The organism is Lacticaseibacillus thailandensis DSM 22698 = JCM 13996, assembly GCF_001436135.1.
Classification (GTDB): Bacteria; Bacillota; Bacilli; order Lactobacillales; family Lactobacillaceae; genus Lacticaseibacillus; species Lacticaseibacillus thailandensis.
Genome location: NZ_AYZK01000001.1, coordinates 654,674 through 672,694, shown reverse-complemented (window position 1 = coordinate 672,694; position 18,021 = coordinate 654,674). Strand labels below are relative to the sequence as shown.

Genomic DNA, 18,021 nt, shown 5'->3' with positions numbered 1-18,021 from the left:
TATTAGCACTGCAACGTGTTAATGAAAGGATTTGATGATATGCAAGAACGTCGTGCCGTTAATGAAGCGGGACTGTCCCAATTCTTTGGGCGTGTCTACGGAGTTATGGGCGGGGGGATGGTCGTGACGGCCATCGTTACCTACCTGTTGGGTTACGTTTTCCGTCAACAGTACTTTAACTTTATTGCCTCTAATTCGTTGGTATTTTACGTTATGGCCTTTATGCCGTTGATCTTCGTGATTTTAGGTAATACTGGTCGTTCCGTGGCCCACGCCGGGCGCGCACTGGTATTCTTCCTGTTGCTGGCGGCGAGTGAAGGCTTCACGTTAGCGCTGATCATGTCAATGTACAATGGGACGACGGTGATTGCGGCGCTGCTGACGACGGCAGTCGTATTCGGTACCATGGCGCTAGTTGGTATCTTCGGTAAAAAGGATCTTAGCCGTGCTGGTTCGATTGCCATCATGGGTCTGTATGGCGTCATCTTGATGAGTTTGGTGAACATGTTCCTGCGCTCTACGGGCATGGGCATGTTATTGAATTACATCATTTTGGCCATCTTTATCGTACTGGTTGCTTACGATAACCAGACGCTCAAGCGTTTATACGCGAGTGCGGATGCTCAGGGCGTTATGTCGGTGAACTCGTTAGCCGTTTCGGGCGCCGTTGCGCTGTACCTGGACTTCCTGAACCTGTTCCTGACAATTCTCGAAATTTTCGGGGTCGGTTCGAACCGTAACTAACAACAGTAATTGCTTGATGAGCACCTAGGCCGCGCTGGCCGGGGTGCTTTTTTATGTTGCGTGTGCTGTGCTACTACGGCTTGGTGAACTGCTCCATGGCGGCAGTCAGTGTTTGAAATCGTCGTGCCATACATCACTACGTTCATCTTGTGACAGCAACGTCGACGCGTCATTGTGCCTACCCTGATGCCCCTCAGGTATTCGGACTGTGAGCTGCACAAAGCCGCTGCGTGGCACCAAGTACGCGCAAAAGAGCTACTGGCTGTGCACCCCTATTAGCGAGGACGGGCTTTTGGTACAATGATATTAGTAAATTACTCGTGATTGGCAAAGGAGTGCGCACCGTGGCTGACAATATTTTATTAATCGATGGTAATTCAATTACGTTCCGGGCGTTTTACGCGACCTATACGTCGCTGGACCGGTTCACTAACAGCGACGGGGTGCACACCAACGCCATCATGGGTGTGAATAACATGCTGGACAACTTACTGGCGAGTCAAAACTTTGACAAGATTCTGGTCGCCTTTGATGCGGGCAGCAAAACCTTCCGGACGGCGAAATATGGTGATTACAAAGCTGGCCGGCAAAAGACTCCCGATGAACTGTTAGAACAACTCCCCCTGGTCAAGGAAATGCTCGAAGGACACGGCATTGTTCACTACGAGCTGGCTAATTACGAGGCCGACGATATTATTGGGACGCTGGCCAAGCAAGCAGACGCGGCCGGCGACCACGTATTGGTCGTGACTGGTGACCGGGACTTAACGCAACTGGCCACTGACCGTGTGACGGTTGCTGTGACCAAGAAGGGGGTCACGGAACTTGAGGAGTACACACCAGCTTACGTACAGGCAAAGTTAGGCGTGACGCCCCGCCAAATTATTGATCTCAAGGGGTTAATGGGCGATACATCGGATAACTATCCCGGTGTGACTAAGGTGGGGGAGAAAACGGCCATTAAACTGATCAAACAATTCGGGTCAGTTGAGGATCTCTACGCGCACCTGGACGACCTTAAGGCCAGCAAGATGAAGGAACATCTCGTTGCCGATCATGATCAAGCCGTGATGAGCAAGGACTTAGCGACGATTCGGCAGGATGCTCCGCTCACCATTGGTCTGGATGACATTGATTTCAAGGGCCCGGATTATGAACAACTACGCGCGTTTTACCAGCGGATGGACATGCGCCAGGCCTTAAAGCGGATGGGTGGCCAGGGTACGGCCCCCGCGGCGCAGGTGGAATACACCGAGCTCACGGCCGATAATTTGGCCGCAGCCATGCAGTTACACGCGCCGGTAGCGTTTGAGTTGGAAATGTTGACCGAAAATTACCACACGGCCAAGGTTGAGGGTTTCGTGGTCGCTGACGCGGAGCACACCTTTGTGTCGACGGATACGTCGTTGTTGCAAGACATGGAGTTTGCCCTCTGGTTGGGGGACCCGGCGCGGCAACTAACCGTCTTTGACGCTAAGCGTAATCTGGTCGCTGGTCGGCACCTCGGTTTGGACTTACATCCTGACTTTGATGCGTTGCTGGCTTCGTACTTGTTGAATCCGGACGAAAATAGTAATGATTTGGGGCAACTGGCGCGCGAACATAATTATGATGCGCTACCAGCTGATGAGGACGTTTACGGCAAGGGGGCCAAGTTACACTTACCCGATCGTGACGTTTTCTGTAATCACCTGGCGCAAAAGGGGGCGGCATTACTGGCGTTGCGGCCGCGGTTGACCACCGAGTTGGCTAATCAGGACGAAACCAAGCTGTTTACCGACCTGGAATTACCGTTAGCGCGGGTCCTGGGCGACATGGAGTATAACGGTATTAGTTTGGATACCGCTATTTTGGCCGAGATGGGCAAGCAGTTAAGTGGTTCGCTGGCCGTGTTGGAACAACAGATTTATGCTGATGCCGGTCACGAATTTAACCTCAACTCGCCTAAGCAACTGGGTGTTGTATTGTTTGAAGACCTGGGACTGCCCGTGGTGAAGAAGACCAAGACTGGGTATTCAACGAGTGTGGCGGTACTGGAGCAGTTGCAGACCGCGCACCCCATCATTCAGAAGATTTTGACTTACCGTAAAATTAGCAAGATTCAGTCCACCTACGTCGTGGGGCTACAGGACGCGGTTCAGCCTGACGGCAAGATCCACACCCGTTATCTGCAGACCTTAACACAGACTGGACGTCTGAGCTCAGTTGACCCCAACATGCAAAACATCCCGGCACGCGGTGATGGCAAGCAGGTGCGGCACGCCTTTGTGCCTAGTGAACCTGGTTGGGAGCTGTTCAGTGCGGATTATTCGCAGATTGAATTGCGCGTGCTGGCCCACATTTCGGGTGATGCGCACATGCAGGAGGCTTTCAAAGAGGACCGGGACATCCATGCCAACACGGCCATGAAGATTTTTGGCCTGAAGAGTGCCGATGAGGTCACTCCCGACATGCGCCGGCAGGCCAAAGCCGTTAATTTTGGCATTGTGTACGGTATCAGTGACTTTGGGTTAGCCCGGAACATTGGTATTACCCGCGCTCAAGCCAAGGCGTTTATCGCGGGTTACTTTGAGCAGTATCCGCAGGTCCGGGAGTATATGGACCAGATGGTCGCCACGGCCCGCGAACAGGGCTACGTGGAAACGTTGCTCCACCGGCGTCGGTACCTGCATGATATTCATAGCCGTAACTTTAACCTGCGCAGCTTTGCGGAACGGACCGCGATGAACACCCCCATCCAGGGGAGCGCCGCCGATATCATCAAGGTAGCCATGGTGCGGATGCCCGCGGCGGTGGCTGCTGCCCACTTGCAAGCGCGCATGCTACTGCAGGTGCACGACGAACTCATCTTTGAGGCGCCAGCCACCGAGATGGATCAGCTACGAGATGTGGTCGCTGGCGTGATGGATGCGGCCATTAAGCTAGATGTGCCGCTCAAAGTCGAGACGAACCACGGGCGGACGTGGTTTGACGCTAAGTAGTTAACAACGCAGAACGAAAGAAGGACCATTGTATGCCAGAGTTGCCAGAAGTAGAAACGGTGCGGCGCACGCTGACCGGGTTGATCAAGGGTAAGCAAATTGTCGCCATTGGCACGGACTGGGAAGCCATCTTACGTGACGGACTGGATGAAGTGCGCGAACGGTTAGTGGGCCAAACGTTCACCGGGGTCGACCGGCGCGGCAAGTATCTGCTGTTGCGGCTGACCGGCGGTTGGACTCTCGTCAGCCATCTGCGTATGGAAGGTAAGTACATGTTAGCGACCGACCATGAGTCGCCGCACGCGCGCTGGACGCACGTGTGGTTTACCTTTGCGGATGGTTCAGAATTGCGGTACATGGATTCGCGCAAGTTTGGCCGCATGAACGTGGTACGAACGGGTACGGAAAACGTCGCGATTAGTGGCTTGGCGTCAATGGGGCCCGAACCGGTGGCCACAGACTTTACTGTGGCCGATTTCAGTGCTAAATTGGCCAAGCATAAGAAGGCCATTAAGTCGGTGATTTTGGACCAGTCAACGGTGGCCGGGGTTGGTAACATTTACGCGGATGAAAGTTTGTGGCGTGCCCGCATTCATCCCGAACGGCCCGCTAACTCATTGACGCCCGCCGAGGTGACTCGCCTCCATGATGCCATCATTGCCATCATGGCGGAGTCGATCAAGCTGCGCGGTACGACGGTGCACTCATACGTGGATGCCCAGGGCAAACAGGGTGGGTTCCAAGACCGCCTCGTTGTCTATGGGCATCAGGGCACACCTTGCCCGCGGTGTGGTACGAAAATTGAAAAGATCAAAGTCGGCGGTCGTGGTACGCACTTTTGTCCGCACTGCCAGGTTGCGCCCACGAGCGCAGAATAACCAGCGGAGGAACTGGCATGACGTATAAATTAGGCATTACTGGTGGTATTGCTACGGGTAAGACTACGGTTGCGAACGATTTTCGCGCGGCCGGGTACCCCGTCATTGACGTGGACGGCATTGCGCGTGCCGTAGCGGTGCCCGGCAGCAAAATTCTAGCGGCGCTACAACATGAGTTTGGTAGCATGATCATCCAGGGTGATGGGACCCTAAACCGCGGCCTGTTAGCTAAAGTGGTGTTTGGTCACCCCCGGCGCCTTAAGCGGCTTAACGACATCATGCAACCTGCTATTCGTGCCCAGTTTGAACGTGAACTGAAGCGTGCGGTCGGTACCGGGGCCGACTTGGTAGTGGCTGACGTGCCGTTGCTGTACGAACAGCACTATGAGGATTACTTTGACGGAATCGCGGTGGTGACCGTACCCGCGCAGCGGCAGCAAGAACGTCTGGCCGTGCGTGATGGGTTGACGGTGAATGAAGCCCTGGCGCGGATCAATTCCCAGCTACCACTGGACGAAAAAGTGGCGCGCGCCAACTTTGCCATCAACACCGACGTTCCCGCTGAGTTACGGCGGGTGGAGGTCCAACAACTCATCGCCCACATCCTCAACACGCAAAGCTTGTAGGTTTTGGTATAATGAGCGTGACGGGTGTTCCGTGGCGTCACGCATGACGTCACGGCGGTCGAATATTCTGTGGGGGTATGAACGTGCAGTGTCCACATTGTCATAAAAATAGTTCGCGCGTCGTTGATTCCCGCCCAACTGAGGGTGGCGAAGCAATTCGGCGGCGGCGGGAGTGCGAAAATTGTGGTTTTCGTTTCACCACCTTTGAACGGGTGGAACAAACCCCACTCCTGGTCATTAAGAAAAATGGTACCCGTGAGGAGTTCAGCCGGGAAAAGGTCCTCAGGGGGCTGATTCGTGCGGCTGAAAAGCGCCCGGTTACAATGGAACAGATGCAGCAGATCGTCGAGCAGGTCGAAGCCAAGATTCGGGCGATTGGCGAGAACGAAATTTCTAGTCAAAGTATCGGTGAGTTCGTTATGCAAAAGTTGGCGGACGTTGACGATGTTGCTTACATTCGCTTTGCCAGTGTTTACCGGCAGTTTAAGGACATGTCGGTCTTTATGGATGAGCTCCAAGGCATGATGAAGCGGGAACAAAAGGATAAACAGGAAAAGTGACGGGCGTGAACGGGGTTGATCCGGTTGCGCCCGTGCGCTTATGTAGTGGTTTGATTTAAGGTGCATTGGGCACCAACTTTCAAGGAGGTGGGTACGTGCGTAAACCAGCAAATTTTATGCCGCAGGACGATTATTTAGCCACGCAGGCAACGGAATACAGCGACGTGGATCGGCGTACCCTGACGTACCTCTACCAACCGATCCTGGGACCGGTGGCAACGGCGTTGTACACCAGTTTGTGGGCTGAAAGTAAGCGCCACCCGGTCTTTTCGCAGGATCGGCACCCGCACACGCGGTTGATGGGGATGTTGGGGGTCGGTATCGATGAGTTGTACGACGCTCGGGTTCGGTTGGAGGCGTTACAGCTTGTGCAGACCTTTACCCAGGTCGATACGGCGCGTCACTACGTGTATGAATTACATGCACCGGTGGCCCCGAGTAAGTTTTTTGCGGACGATCTGCTGGGTATTTTGTTGTTTGATACGGTCGGTGAGACGCGGTACGACGAGCTTGTGCACGAGTTTGAGTTGACCCCCGTCCGCCGGCCCGACATGCACAATATCTCGTTGGCGTTCAGCGACGTGTTTGATATTGTTACGGCTCAGGCGACGACGCCACCAGCTACCGTGAGTACCAGCAAGTCGGCCGTGGTGTCAGCCGGAACGGCGAGTCCGGAAATTTCTGGGGTGCAGTTAGACTGGGAGCTGTTGCGGAACTTACTGAGTAATACCAACATCCAAAGTGGCACGCTGTCGCAGAACCAGCATGCCTTGCAGCAGCTGGCCGGGTTCTACGGTTTGGACGAGCCCACGTTGGCGGCACAAATTGGTCAGGCTTTGGATTTACTGACCGGTAAGTTGGATATGCGGCTATTGCGACGTAACGTGGAGCAGCAGTTTGAACGGGTCCACGGTAGCCATTTCTGGGCCCGGGGTAGTGAAGCAACGGCCGCAACCAGTGCGGCCGCGACCGCATTACAACCAAGTCAACCAACTGACGAGCGGGAGCAGGAAATGTTAGCACGCGCCAAGTCGATGACCCCGCGGGAGTTTATTAACGCCGCGAAGCAGGCACAGGACAGTCGGATGTTTGCTAGTCGTAGTGAGATCAAGGCTTTGCAGCATTTGGCCGAGCGCGGGATCTTCTCGCCGGCGACAATCAACGTTATGGTGGATTATGCATTGCGTACCAGTGATAATGGCAACGTCAGCGCCAACTTCTTGGACATTTTGGCCAACAGTTGGGCAGCCGCTGGGGTGCATACGCCGGAACAAGCGCTGACGCAGATTCACCAATATGCAGCGGGAAACACCAAGCAACAACAGCGGGTCCAGCAGCGTTCGGGCAACCGGCGGGGTAAGCGCAGTGAGCCAGTTCCTGAGTGGGCCCAACAGGACTATGTGGCCCCCAAGGAAAAAATTTCAGCGGATGCCCAGGCCAAGCTCAACGCACAGTTACAGGAGTTGGCTCGCAAGCGGCAGCAGAAGAAGGAGTAACTCATGGCACAACTTGAACGATTATCGGCGTACCTCCAACGCCACTTTGCCGATCATGATTGGGGGCAGCGTTACCAGCAGACCATTGAGCGGGTCTTACATAATAGTGACGTGCAGGCGTTTTTGCGGAGCCATGCGCACGAACTGACGGAAGCCACGGTGGATGCTGGCGCGGCGAAGCTCTTTGAGTACGTTAAATTGCGCGAGGAGCTCGACGCGGGCGCGACACCGCCAATCCCGGGATATGAACCCCAGTTGGTCATTAGCAACCACCAGATTGATATTGCTTATCAGCCCACGGCGGCCAAAGTAGCGGCGGATGCGCAGCGGGCCAAAAGTAATTTGGTGACCGTAATGAACATGCCGAAGGACATTCGGGATGCCGACCTCCTTAAGTACGACCAGACGGACCGGACCGAGGCTTTGGCGGCAGCGACGATGTTCGTGAATGCGGTCGTTAAACCGGACCACGAGCACGTGCACGGCCTGTACCTCACAGGGGCGTTTGGCGTCGGTAAGACCTACCTGCTTGGGGCCATCGCTAACAGTTTAGCTGACTTTGGGGTGGGGACGACGTTGCTACACTTTCCCACCTTTGCCGTGAACATGAAGGGTAGTATTGCCACTAACACGGTCACTAGCGAAATTGACCGGGTGAAGCGGGCACCAGTGCTGATGCTGGATGACATTGGCGCGGAGTCCTGGAGTGCTTGGCTGCGTGATGACGTGCTGGGCGTCATTTTGCAGTACCGGATGCAGGAAGACTTGCCGACTTGCTTTAGTTCCAACAAGACGATGGCCGAACTGGAGAACTTTCTGGCCGGTCGGGAGCAGGGCAATAACGAGACCGTCAAGGCCCAGCGAATCATGCAGCGCATCCGCTTCTTAAGCCATGAGGTAGTGGTCGGTGGACGGAACCGGCGGCCACAGTAGCGGTGCGGTGGTGCTTGGTGGCTACCATGGGGTATTGCAACGAGCGGTTCCGCGCAAAGGCTGCTACATAAGGTGCTCTGAATAAAGGGCCAGGTTCGGGCCTTTTACCCAAAGCCCCTTACGCTATTGCTTTGAACCGCGGGGAATTACTCCCTAAATTTTGTTTGCCTTTCATAAACAAGTGTGTTTTAATACAGGTATCGAAGACGGAAGCAAAAAGGAACTGCAACTTCAGAGAGTGCGACAGTAGCTGGAACTCGCACATGCAGGATCCGCACCACTTCTCGAGACTGCCGTAGGGCCCTGAACTCTGGTTACGGGTGAACAAGTGGACACAGTGTCGTGCTGTGCCAAACTGGGTGGAACCGCGAAGTGAATTCGTCCCTGACGTCATTAATGACGTCAGGGATTTTTTGTTGCCCGTCAAAAAAGAAAGGAAGAGTTACATATGTCAATTGCATTGAAATTCCCTGATGGTAACGTCAAAAACTTTGATGATGGCACGACCGTCTTGGCCGTTGCCCAGTCAATCAGTAGCACCCTCGGCAAGAAGGCCATCGCCGGTAAGCTGGACGGTCAGTTCGTTGACCTGAACGCCCCACTCGCTCACGATGGCGCCATCGAAATCGTCACCAAAGATGGTGACGACGGTCTCGCCGTTCTGCGGAACACCGCGGCCTTCGTGTTAGCTGCAGCTTTGTCTCAGCTCAACCCCAAGATGCGTTTCGGTGAAGCTCACGCCGACGAAGATGGGTTCTACGTTGATACTGACCAGGATGGCGCCCAAATCTCTGTTGATGAGTTGAACGCCGTGAAGGACAAGATGCAGGCCATCATCGCCGCTAATGAACCCATCAAGGCGGTTAGCTTGAGCCAGGCCGACGCGGTCGCTAAGTTTAGCGATGACCCTTACCGTAGCCAGTTGGCTAAGGCCGCTGGTGACCCAATTGCCGCGCACCAGTTGGGCGACTTTGTTGGTTTCCAGGAGGGCGCACTGCTGCCTGACCTGAAGCCCCTCAAGCACTTTGCCCTCCTGAGTGTTGCTGGTGCTTATTGGGAAGGCAAGTCTTCCAACCCAATGCTGCAACGGATCTACGGGACGGCGTACTACAAGGAAGCCGATCTGGAAGCCGATGCTAAGCGGCGTCAGGAAGCTAAGGAACACGACCACCGTGTCATTGGTCGTGACCTGGATCTGTTCTTCGTTGACCCCAAAGTGGGTGCGGGCCTGCCATACTGGATGCCTAATGGTGCCACAATTCGTCGGACCATCGAGCGGTATATCATTGACCGCGAAGTAGCTGACGGTTACGAGCACGTTTACACGCCCGTTCTGGCCAACCTGGATGTTTACAAGACTTCCGGTCACTGGCAGCACTACCGTGAGGACATGTTCCCACCAATGGACATGGGTGATGGCGAAATGCTGGAACTGCGGCCAATGAACTGCCCAAGTCACATCCAGATTTACAAGCACCACATCCGGTCTTACCGTGACCTGCCAATGCGGATCGCCGAACTGGGGATGATGCACCGTTACGAAAAGTCAGGTGCTTTGTCCGGCCTGCAGCGTGTACGTGAAATGACCTTGAATGATGGTCACACCTTTGTGGCTTTGGAACAAGTGCAGGATGAATTCAAGAAGATCTTGCAGCTAATCATGAGCGTTTACGCCGACTTCAACATTACCGACTACACGTTCCGCCTGTCCTACCGCGACCCAGCAAACACCGCCAAGTACTTTGACGATGACGAGATGTGGAACCGTAGCCAGAGCATGCTGAAGGGTGCGATGGATGACCTCGGCTTGGACTACTACGAAGCCGAAGGCGAAGCCGCATTTTACGGCCCCAAGCTGGATATCCAAACCAAGACGGCTTTGGGTAACGACGAAACGATGTCGACCATCCAGTTGGACTTCATGCTGCCAAAACAGTTTGAATTGAGCTACGTGGGTGCCGATGGTGAGGAACACCGTCCAGTGATGATCCACCGTGGAATCGTGGGCACGATGGAGCGCTTCATCGCCTACCTGACTGAAATCTACAAGGGTGCCTTCCCAACCTGGTTAGCACCAACCCAGGTTGTCATGATTCCGGTTAACAACGAGGCCCACTTGGACTACGTTAACAACGTGAGGGCTAAGTTGATTGCTGAAGGGATCCGTGTGAAGGTCGATGACCGCAACGAAAAGATGGGTTACAAGATTCGTGAGGCCCAGACCCAGAAGGTGCCGTACACCGTCGTGGTTGGGGATGACGAATTGGCCTCCGCATCCGTTTCGGTTCGTCGGTATGGCGAACAGGATTCGATGAGCCAGTCAGTGAACATGTTTGTTTCGGCTATTGCGGCCGATGTGGCCAATTACTCACGGACTGATGCGCGCGCGCAAAAGTAAGCGTGCTTTGTAACGCACAACAATAATTACTGATTTGAATAATAGTTGCATTAGTTGCCGGTATAATCGTGCTGGTAGCTTGTGCGGGATTGCCCTTGACCGTTATGGTAGGGCAATTTTTTTACGCATTTTTACCGGATTATCACAATCCTTACAGAAAATAAGTTGTTCCGATAAGCTAGGCCCAGTATGATTAGGGTGTTCAAAGGAGGTGTTGGGGAACACCGGAATTCCCGCGAACCAACTCGCCGGGGTGTGAGTTTAGGGGTGTTATTTATGAAAACTAAATATGCAGTATTAGGTACAGTAACCTTGATGGTTGCTTCCGTTGGACTCTGGGTGGGTCAACCGCATGCACAGACACAATCACCGGTAGTCACCCGCACCAGTCGTTTCCAACCGCCTGCACCCACGGACAACCTATTAGCACACGCACTGATGCAGCGCCGTGCGCAACAACAGGCGACCAAGCAAGCGGTATCCGTTCAGTTGGCGAACAAGAATGCCGCCACGCAGGCGCATGGTCAGGGCAACGCCAAGACCGTCCCGGCCGGTCAGATTCATGGCGCCACCACCAGTACCAAGAACGTTTCAAGTAGTAGTCAAACGACGGCCAGTGGGGCCACGAGCCCCACGGCTGGCACCACGACCGCAGCCAAGCCAGCCACGTCGACACCAGCACCGAGTGCCACTCGGGCACCAGCCCAGCATGCACCGACGCCGGCTCCGACGCCGCGCGCGGCAGGACCGCGCATCAGCTTTCTGGGTATCACGATGCCCGTTCTTCAGGGCAGCATGAGTGCTACCACGGCGCCCGCAGGTAACTATGTGGAAACCTGGGGTGGGCAGACGCGACTGTCAGTGAGTGACGGTCAGTCGACCCACATCATTGGCCACAACACGTCGAACTTTGGTGCAATTATCCAGCTAGGCGTTGGTAGTGCCGTGACCGTGACCGATGTTAATGGTCAGGTACGGACGTACCACGTGACTAGTACGGCTGATGTCAACGACCAGGGGTATGATGTTCATACCGGTCGTGATGAATGGAACCATATTGTGAGTGCTAGCCAGGGCGAACAAATTGTCTTGCAGACGTGTCTGTCAGGGACGGTCAACCGCATGGTTTGGGCCCGCTAATGTTAACAGTATTTGCTAATAATAAACACCCGCGACGAATAAGCGTAGCGCCGGGTCCATCTGGGGAGGTGGGTCCGGCGTTTTGATCAGCGAGTAGCCCTTCAGGGCGTACTCGCTGACACTCGGAGGACTCGCGGAGCTAGTCCGAGAGACTGCGGCCTGGTATTAATCGGTGGTCAGATCGAGTTAGGTAACAGAATATCCTAGGGCGTACTCGCTGACACTCGGAGGACTCGCGGAGCTAGTCCGAGAGACTGCGGCCCGGTATTAATCGGTAGTCAGATCGAGTTAGGTCCTACTGGTAGCACGTGTCTCTCACTGTTTGCTCATGCCCGCTGGCGATTGCCACCTGGCCTTGGTAAACTAAAATTAGGAGTAGGAAATAGCAACGCACAGCACCAATGAGGTGACGATATGCGCACAATCAAAACTAACGCGTGGTACCGATTAGGGTTTATCACGGTGGCGCTAGCGGTGATTGCGGTGAGCATCAACTTGTTCTTTGCCCCGCACGGCGTCGCGGCCGGTGGCTCAACCGGTCTGGCTATCATTCTATTTGAAGTTTGGCGCGTGCCCGTTGCTTTGAGCACGATGGGCATTAACGTGGCCTTACTCATTCTGGCTTACTTCCTGGTGGACCGCGCCACCAGTGTCCGCATCCTGTATGGCAGTTTAATGTTGCCGGTCATTATGGCGGTGTTACCCATTACCAAAGTGGTGCAGGATAAGTTGCTCGCCATCGTGGTGGGCAGCATTTTGATTGCCATCGGTTTTGCCATGTTGTACATGGTGGATGCCTCTAGTGGCGGGACGACGGTGCCGCCACTGATTTTGAAGAAGCACTTCGGCATACGGACGGAAAATAGTCTTTTCGTTATTGACGTCGTGGTGTCGTCACTGAACATTATAGTTTCGGGGTGGGAGGCCTTTATTTTGGCGGCCTTCTCCCTATTGATTACGCGGATGGTGATGAATTATATTGCCACCGGGCTAGATCGCAAACGGATGCTGCACGTGGTCAGTGACCGCCAGTTGCCGACCATTATGCGGGTCATTACGGACACGTACGGTGCGGCGGTGACGACGGTATTGGTAGCAGGAGATGACGCCGGTGACGGTCGGGACGTTTTGTTGGTCGTGACGGACCAGCCGGAATACAAAGATGTGGTGCGGCTGATTCACAGTTTGGACGTGCACGCACTGATTATTTCGGCTGAGGTCGCCGACGTGCACGCGGGGCAGTGAGCCCAACTGGTGGGAGCAGGCGCCACTTTCAGGTTCTGCTTGACTTTGGTGGGGTGGTCAGGTATGCTTTTATTTGTTGAGAAAAAGCAGAAGTTGCCCGCTTCTCGCCCACGTCACTGACCTCTAGGCTCTAATGTACGGATATACATGGATGGCGGGACGCTTATGCCCCGCCATCTTTTTGTTTTTTCTCGGTAAACTAAGTGGAGGTGAATCGTTATAGCTAGAGATATGATGGTTAACGATGGGATCCGTGCCCGCGAGGTACGCCTCATTGCCGAAAATGGTGACCAGCTGGGCGTAAAGTCCAAGCAGGATGCCTTGAAGTTAGCAGACGATGCAAATTTGGATTTGGTCCTTGTCGCACCGAAGGCTAAGCCACCGGTAGCACGGATCATGGATTACGGGAAGTTCCGTTTCGAAGAACAGAAAAAGGAACGCGAAGCCCGTAAGAAGCAAAAGACCGTCAGCATCAAGGAAGTTCGGCTCAGTCCTGTGATTGAGCAGAACGACTTTAACACCAAGCTTAACAATGCCGTTAAGTTCCTGAAGAAGGGCGCCAAGGTGCGTGCTTCTGTCCGGTTCCGTGGGCGTGCCATTACCCATAAGGAAATTGGGCGTCAAGTCCTGGAAAAGTTTGCGGCCGCCACGGCAGATATTGCCACGGTTGAGACGCACCCAAAGATGGACGGGCGGAGCATGTTCTTAGTGCTTTCCCCGAAGGCTGACCAGGACAACAAGTAGTAACACATATTTTTAGGAGGAAAAATCATGCCTAAGTTCAAAACTCACCGCGCTTCTGCCAAGCGTTTCAAGCGTACTGCCAGTGGTCTCCTGAAGCGTGGCCACGCGTACACATCCCACCGTTTCCACGGTAAGACGAAGAAGCAGCGTCGTCAGTTGCGTAAGTCTGGCTTGGTATCGACTAGTGACATGCGTCGGATCAAGAAGATGGTTTCCGGTATCAAGTAATTGTTCCGACAATTACTGCTCGTAGTTCATGTTTTTTTAGGAGGAATAAATTATGCCACGTGTTAAAGGTGGAACAGTTACTCGTAAGCGCCGCAAGAAGGTAATGAAGCTCGTTAAGGGTTACCGTGGTTCTAAGCACCGTTTGTTTAAGGCCGCTCACACCCAGTTGATGGTTTCATACCGTTACGCATTCCGGGACCGTCGTGCAAAGAAGCGCGAATTCCGTTCTCTTTGGATTGCCCGGATCAACGCGGCTGCGCGTCAGAACGGCATTTCTTACAGCAAGTTGATGCACGGCATGAAGGTTGCCGGCATCGACATGAACCGTAAGATGTTGTCCGAATTAGCCATCAACGACCCAGCCGGCTTTACGGCGGTCGCTGATGCCGCTAAGGCAGCCATCAAGTAATCAAATCGTGGTGCCAATTGCTTTGGTTGGCAGCATGAATAGCGTATTCCCCGAGGGAATGCGCTTTTTTGATACCGCAGTTTGCTGGCTGTCTAGCCATCACTCGTCAGTGCGCGGTATCACTTGGTTTGGGGGGACGACGTTTCGACGACCGTGATTCTTGTCCGCACTGAGGTAGGCGCATAATCCTAGTGTCCGTGATATGATGAAGGTATCAATTTTCTGGGGGCAAACAGCATGGCACGTAGACGACGCGGACGGGCGCGTAAAAGCCGGATTGGCGGCATTATTGCCGTCATTTTAATTGTATTGTTTGGGTTATACCGTAGTGGCGCGTTCGCCGGCGTGCTGAACCGGGTCGGACTTACCAGTAGTATTACCGCGCAGACCACTGGCACCAACGCGGTGGATCAGAAGGCCTATAAGCAATTGGCTCAGCTGACCTTTAGTTCGGGCGGCAAACCCGTCATTCAGGTCAACCACGGCCAGAGTACTTTGACCGCCAGTACCTGGAAGAATAGCCACATTGATTATGGCAATCTGGACCGGCTGAACCGCACCACCACGAATACGGCGTACCTGAATAAAACTAATCTTGGTAAAAGCGCTGGCCGGCCAAGCCAGGAGTGGACGCCGACTGGTTGGCATTATAACCGTAGCGGTCAAACCGAAATCTATAATCGCGGTCACCTGATTGCGTACACCTTAACGTTTAACATCAACGCTGATGGCCATTATGAGCAGGGGGCCGAGGGTAGTTCAGACAACCCGAAGAACCTAGCGACACAATCGGCCTACGCCAATCAAGTGTTGATGCAGATCTACGAGGGCAAAGTGCGCCAGGCGCTGGAAGATGGTCAGCAGGTGATTTACCAGGTAACGACCGTTTTCCGTGGCGATGAATTAATGCCACGAGGGTACTGGGCGCAGGCGCTGTCGACGGACGGCTCGCTGAACTTTAACGTGTACATCTTCAACGTGCAGCCGGGTTACCAGTTTAACTATACGGATGGCAGTGTTCAGGCCGATGCGGCCATGAAGGTGGATGAATCCGGACTGGATAATTAATATAATTGATTATCGATTGGGCTGGCTGCGCAGGCCTCCCTGGTGTTAAAACTTTAGCTTGTGGGGTCAGGGGGCCCTAGCGCAACCACAAACAAACCGCCGCGTCACGCGCGCCTACCAGTAGGGGTTGGTAGGTACGCGTCGCGCGGCGGTTTGGTAATTGAAGAATTATCCACTAACTAGATTACGCGTGTTAGAAGACTTCGCCGTTCTTCTTGGCGCCATTCACGATTTTAGCGGGTAGTTTTAGCCCCAACTTTTTGGCCTCACTTCGGTTGATGACGTAGTGGCCCTTGGTGACCATCTTGACTGGGTAGGTAGCCGTCTTTTTGCCCTTCAGGACCTTACCAGCCATCTTGCCGGCTTCTTCGCCGAGTTTGAATTGACTGACCGCGTAGGCAGCCACGCCACCGTCTTTGACCATCGTGTCGGCCGCCGGAATGACTGGGACCTTCTCGTTGTTGGCGGTGTTGACCAGGGTCTTCATGGCGGCAGCTACACCGTTGTCCTGTGGTGCGTAGATCACGTCGCACTCACTAGCCATCTTACTAGCAACCTGCTGCATATCATTGGTGTTACTGATGGCGTACAGCTTGTATTTGAGCCCTTCCTGCTTGCACTGTGCCGCCATGCGTTTGGCGTTGAAAGTTCCGCCGTGGTCCGACGTGGTGTAGATGATGCCGATTTGCTTGCTGTGCGGTACAATTTCTTTAATTAATTTCAGGTGCTGACTGATAGGGGAATCACCGGACGTCCCGGTGATGTTGGCCCCAGGATGCTGATCCGACTTGACCAGCTTGCTGCCCACTGGATCGGTGATGCCGGCCAGGATGACGGGATGTTGACCGTTGGCAGCGCTAGCGAGGCCCTGCGCCGCGGCAGTCGCAATGCCGACGGTAAGGTCAACGTGCTGGCTTTCAAAGCGGTCACTCATAGTTTTGATGTTGCTCTGGTCGCCCTGGGCGTTTTGAAAGTGAATCTTGACCTTGTTACCCTTGTAGCCCTCTTCAGCCAGACCTTTGATTACGCCCTTGTGGATTTGGTCCAACGCGGGGTGTTCTAGCTGTTGCAAGATGCCGACGGTGGGGACACTAGTGGCACGAACGTCTTGCGTGTGGATGCCGACCAAGGCGGCCACGGCCAGGGTAGTAATGGTCAGTAGTGCGGTAGTAAACTTCTTCATCATATTTTCCTCCATGACGGGGTGGACACCCCCGATTGATCACGACCAACTTTTGTGGGTACAAAAAAGGGGCAAACCAGCAGTTACTCTGGTTTGCCCCTCATTGTTCGGGCCGCCAAAGTCTGCCGCGGATTCCGCGGACAGGCTTGTGCGTATGTCACACAAAAGTTGCCGGCGCGGATACAATCCTGTTTGCCAGGCTGTATCCGTCCGAAACGAACACAACCGACTAGCGCCAGCTTTGCCATGAAAGGTTGATTGAACTTTGTGTGTGTTTACGCATCGTGACGTCCTCCTTCGTTGATTAATTGGCCCTAGTATACGCAGGGCCCAAACTAGGTGTCAAGTATAAATTTTGGTAATGATCAAATTAATTTTTTACCCAGTCAACCAAGACGTAATTGCGGGTGTGCGCTCGTTGCCAGTTAGTCGGTTTCCTCTAGTTCGGGGGCCACGCATACAATTTTGCCCGCGCCGTGGCGGGTTAAAATCAATTCGTGGGCCGCGATGACGCCGGCCAACGTCATCGGCAACTTGGTGGCAATTGGTAGGCGGATACCTTCGCCGGATGCGCTGGCGGCTTGTAAGAGGGCAAACGCCGCGGGTACATCAGGCCGGGGCCCCACGCCTACTTGCAGGTAGGTCGCGCTGGGTTTGACGGTCTTATCGACGGTGCTGAAGGCCACACTCACGTATTGCCCTTTGCGTTTCAGCATTCGTACCCCGACACCATGATCGTTACCCCCGGCACTGGCATTGACCACGTAGTCTGCCTGGTTGGTAAAGCGCGCACCGACGTCTTCGAGATCATAATGACCAATTTCGTCCGGATTGAACCTAGTCAGGGTCTCGTGGTGGTGGCTGTGGGCAATGGCAATGGTCCGGAGCCCCAGGTAGTGGGCCAGTTGGAGCACGATGCTCCCGACACTCCCAGCGGCTCCGATGACCGCGATGGTGTTGCCGGGTTGAATTTGGAGCAGCTCACGGAGAATGGTGTGGGCCACCACCGTGGACTGTGGTAACCCGGCAGCTTGAACCACAGGAATACCATCAGGGATGCGGGCGACTTTGTTCACGCTTGCGCGCACGTACTCGCTGTAACCACCGAGTGGCCGGTAATTCAGCACTTGGTCACCCACGGTGAGGTCAGTGACGCCGGGGCCAATCGCAGTGATGATTCCCGCCACATCAACGCCGGGCACAATGGGGAAATCTAGGGGCCGGTCCTTAGCGGCAGCGCCTGAACGCAAAGCAGCATCGTAAGGGTTGACGCCAAAACCCAAAACGCGGATTTGGACCTGCCCATCATGGGGTTGGGGAATTGGGGCCTCAATGGTCGTAAAGACCTCAGGCCCACCAAATTGATTGAAACCGAAGCGTAACATATG

General features: G+C 54.3%; 16 protein-coding genes. 14 read left to right on the top strand and 2 right to left on the bottom strand.

The features are described from left to right. Positions 1 to 39 precede the first annotated feature (39 nt). The 14 genes from FD19_RS03040 (at position 40) to FD19_RS02975 (ending at position 15,450) form a co-directional block, all read left to right on the top strand. Complete coding sequence (locus FD19_RS03040; RefSeq protein WP_056969088.1) at positions 40 to 744, top strand: Bax inhibitor-1/YccA family protein; 705 nt, start codon at positions 40 to 42, stop codon at positions 742 to 744. A 344-nt stretch (positions 745 to 1,088) separates the two neighbouring features. Beyond that, positions 1,089 to 3,725 (top strand): DNA polymerase I, encoded by a 2,637-nt coding sequence (polA, locus tag FD19_RS03035; protein ID WP_054749590.1) that lies wholly within the window; start codon positions 1,089 to 1,091, stop codon positions 3,723 to 3,725. A gap of 32 nt (positions 3,726 to 3,757) precedes the next feature. Next, a complete protein-coding gene (gene mutM, locus FD19_RS03030) occupies positions 3,758 to 4,603 on the top strand; it encodes a DNA-formamidopyrimidine glycosylase (RefSeq protein WP_054749588.1) in 846 nt (281 codons plus the stop codon). 17 nt (positions 4,604 to 4,620) lie between these two features. After that, positions 4,621 to 5,229, top strand: coding sequence for a dephospho-CoA kinase (gene coaE / locus FD19_RS03025; protein ID WP_054749587.1), 609 nt, complete (start codon positions 4,621 to 4,623; stop codon positions 5,227 to 5,229). Positions 5,230 to 5,312: 83 nt separating this feature from the next. Then, the gene (gene nrdR / locus FD19_RS03020; RefSeq protein WP_054749686.1) at positions 5,313 to 5,789 is read left to right on the top strand and encodes a transcriptional regulator NrdR; all 477 of its coding nucleotides are present in this window, start codon (positions 5,313 to 5,315) and stop codon (positions 5,787 to 5,789) included. 95 nt (positions 5,790 to 5,884) lie between these two features. Beyond that, entirely contained in the window at positions 5,885 to 7,285 is a 1,401-nt protein-coding gene (locus FD19_RS03015) for a replication initiation and membrane attachment family protein (RefSeq protein ID WP_056969087.1), read from the top strand. 3 nt (positions 7,286 to 7,288) lie between these two features. Then, positions 7,289 to 8,218 carry a primosomal protein DnaI gene (gene dnaI / locus FD19_RS03010; RefSeq protein WP_056969086.1) on the top strand — a complete coding sequence of 310 codons (930 nt, stop codon included), beginning with the start codon at positions 7,289 to 7,291 and terminating at the stop codon, positions 8,216 to 8,218. A gap of 448 nt (positions 8,219 to 8,666) precedes the next feature. Then, entirely contained in the window at positions 8,667 to 10,616 is a 1,950-nt protein-coding gene (gene thrS / locus FD19_RS03005; protein ID WP_056969085.1) for a threonine--tRNA ligase, read from the top strand. A gap of 276 nt (positions 10,617 to 10,892) precedes the next feature. Next, complete coding sequence (locus FD19_RS03000) at positions 10,893 to 11,756, top strand: sortase domain-containing protein (RefSeq protein WP_054749581.1); 864 nt, start codon at positions 10,893 to 10,895, stop codon at positions 11,754 to 11,756. 414 nt (positions 11,757 to 12,170) lie between these two features. Continuing rightward, positions 12,171 to 13,001 carry a YitT family protein gene (locus tag FD19_RS02995; protein ID WP_054749580.1) on the top strand — a complete coding sequence of 277 codons (831 nt, stop codon included), beginning with the start codon at positions 12,171 to 12,173 and terminating at the stop codon, positions 12,999 to 13,001. A 213-nt stretch (positions 13,002 to 13,214) separates the two neighbouring features. Next, on the top strand, positions 13,215 to 13,745 hold the full coding sequence (gene infC / locus FD19_RS02990) for a translation initiation factor IF-3 (RefSeq protein ID WP_156321835.1): 531 nt from the start codon (positions 13,215 to 13,217) through the stop codon (positions 13,743 to 13,745). Between the two features lie 27 nt (positions 13,746 to 13,772). Then, positions 13,773 to 13,973: a 50S ribosomal protein L35 gene (gene rpmI, locus FD19_RS02985; protein WP_054749578.1), complete on the top strand. Its 201-nt coding sequence runs from the start codon at positions 13,773 to 13,775 to the stop codon at positions 13,971 to 13,973. Between the two features lie 52 nt (positions 13,974 to 14,025). Then, positions 14,026 to 14,382 carry a 50S ribosomal protein L20 gene (gene rplT, locus FD19_RS02980; protein WP_054749576.1) on the top strand — a complete coding sequence of 119 codons (357 nt, stop codon included), beginning with the start codon at positions 14,026 to 14,028 and terminating at the stop codon, positions 14,380 to 14,382. 237 nt (positions 14,383 to 14,619) lie between these two features. Further along, positions 14,620 to 15,450 carry a DNA/RNA non-specific endonuclease gene (locus tag FD19_RS02975; RefSeq protein ID WP_054749573.1) on the top strand — a complete coding sequence of 277 codons (831 nt, stop codon included), beginning with the start codon at positions 14,620 to 14,622 and terminating at the stop codon, positions 15,448 to 15,450. Positions 15,451 to 15,643: 193 nt separating this feature from the next. On the opposite strand, the gene trpX is transcribed toward FD19_RS02975, so the two are convergent. Next, positions 15,644 to 16,636 carry a tryptophan ABC transporter substrate-binding protein gene (gene trpX, locus FD19_RS02970; RefSeq protein ID WP_054749571.1) on the bottom strand — a complete coding sequence of 331 codons (993 nt, stop codon included), beginning with the start codon at positions 16,634 to 16,636 and terminating at the stop codon, positions 15,644 to 15,646. A 422-nt stretch (positions 16,637 to 17,058) separates the two neighbouring features. Next, complete coding sequence (locus FD19_RS02965; RefSeq protein ID WP_056969084.1) at positions 17,059 to 18,018, bottom strand: NADP-dependent oxidoreductase; 960 nt, start codon at positions 18,016 to 18,018, stop codon at positions 17,059 to 17,061. Positions 18,019 to 18,021: the final 3 nt, after the last annotated feature.

Coding starts and splice junctions, on each gene's coding strand:
- FD19_RS03040 (WP_056969088.1), top strand. CDS start 40: ATGCAAGAACGTCGTGCCGTTAATGAAGCGGGACTGTCCCAATTCTTT.
- mutM (WP_054749588.1), top strand. CDS start 3,758: ATGCCAGAGTTGCCAGAAGTAGAAACGGTGCGGCGCACGCTGACCGGG.
- coaE (WP_054749587.1), top strand. CDS start 4,621: ATGACGTATAAATTAGGCATTACTGGTGGTATTGCTACGGGTAAGACT.
- dnaI (WP_056969086.1), top strand. CDS start 7,289: ATGGCACAACTTGAACGATTATCGGCGTACCTCCAACGCCACTTTGCC.
- thrS (WP_056969085.1), top strand. CDS start 8,667: ATGTCAATTGCATTGAAATTCCCTGATGGTAACGTCAAAAACTTTGAT.
- FD19_RS03000 (WP_054749581.1), top strand. CDS start 10,893: ATGAAAACTAAATATGCAGTATTAGGTACAGTAACCTTGATGGTTGCT.
- FD19_RS02995 (WP_054749580.1), top strand. CDS start 12,171: ATGCGCACAATCAAAACTAACGCGTGGTACCGATTAGGGTTTATCACG.
- rpmI (WP_054749578.1), top strand. CDS start 13,773: ATGCCTAAGTTCAAAACTCACCGCGCTTCTGCCAAGCGTTTCAAGCGT.
- rplT (WP_054749576.1), top strand. CDS start 14,026: ATGCCACGTGTTAAAGGTGGAACAGTTACTCGTAAGCGCCGCAAGAAG.
- FD19_RS02975 (WP_054749573.1), top strand. CDS start 14,620: ATGGCACGTAGACGACGCGGACGGGCGCGTAAAAGCCGGATTGGCGGC.
- trpX (WP_054749571.1), bottom strand. CDS start 16,636: ATGATGAAGAAGTTTACTACCGCACTACTGACCATTACTACCCTGGCC.
- FD19_RS02965 (WP_056969084.1), bottom strand. CDS start 18,018: ATGTTACGCTTCGGTTTCAATCAATTTGGTGGGCCTGAGGTCTTTACG.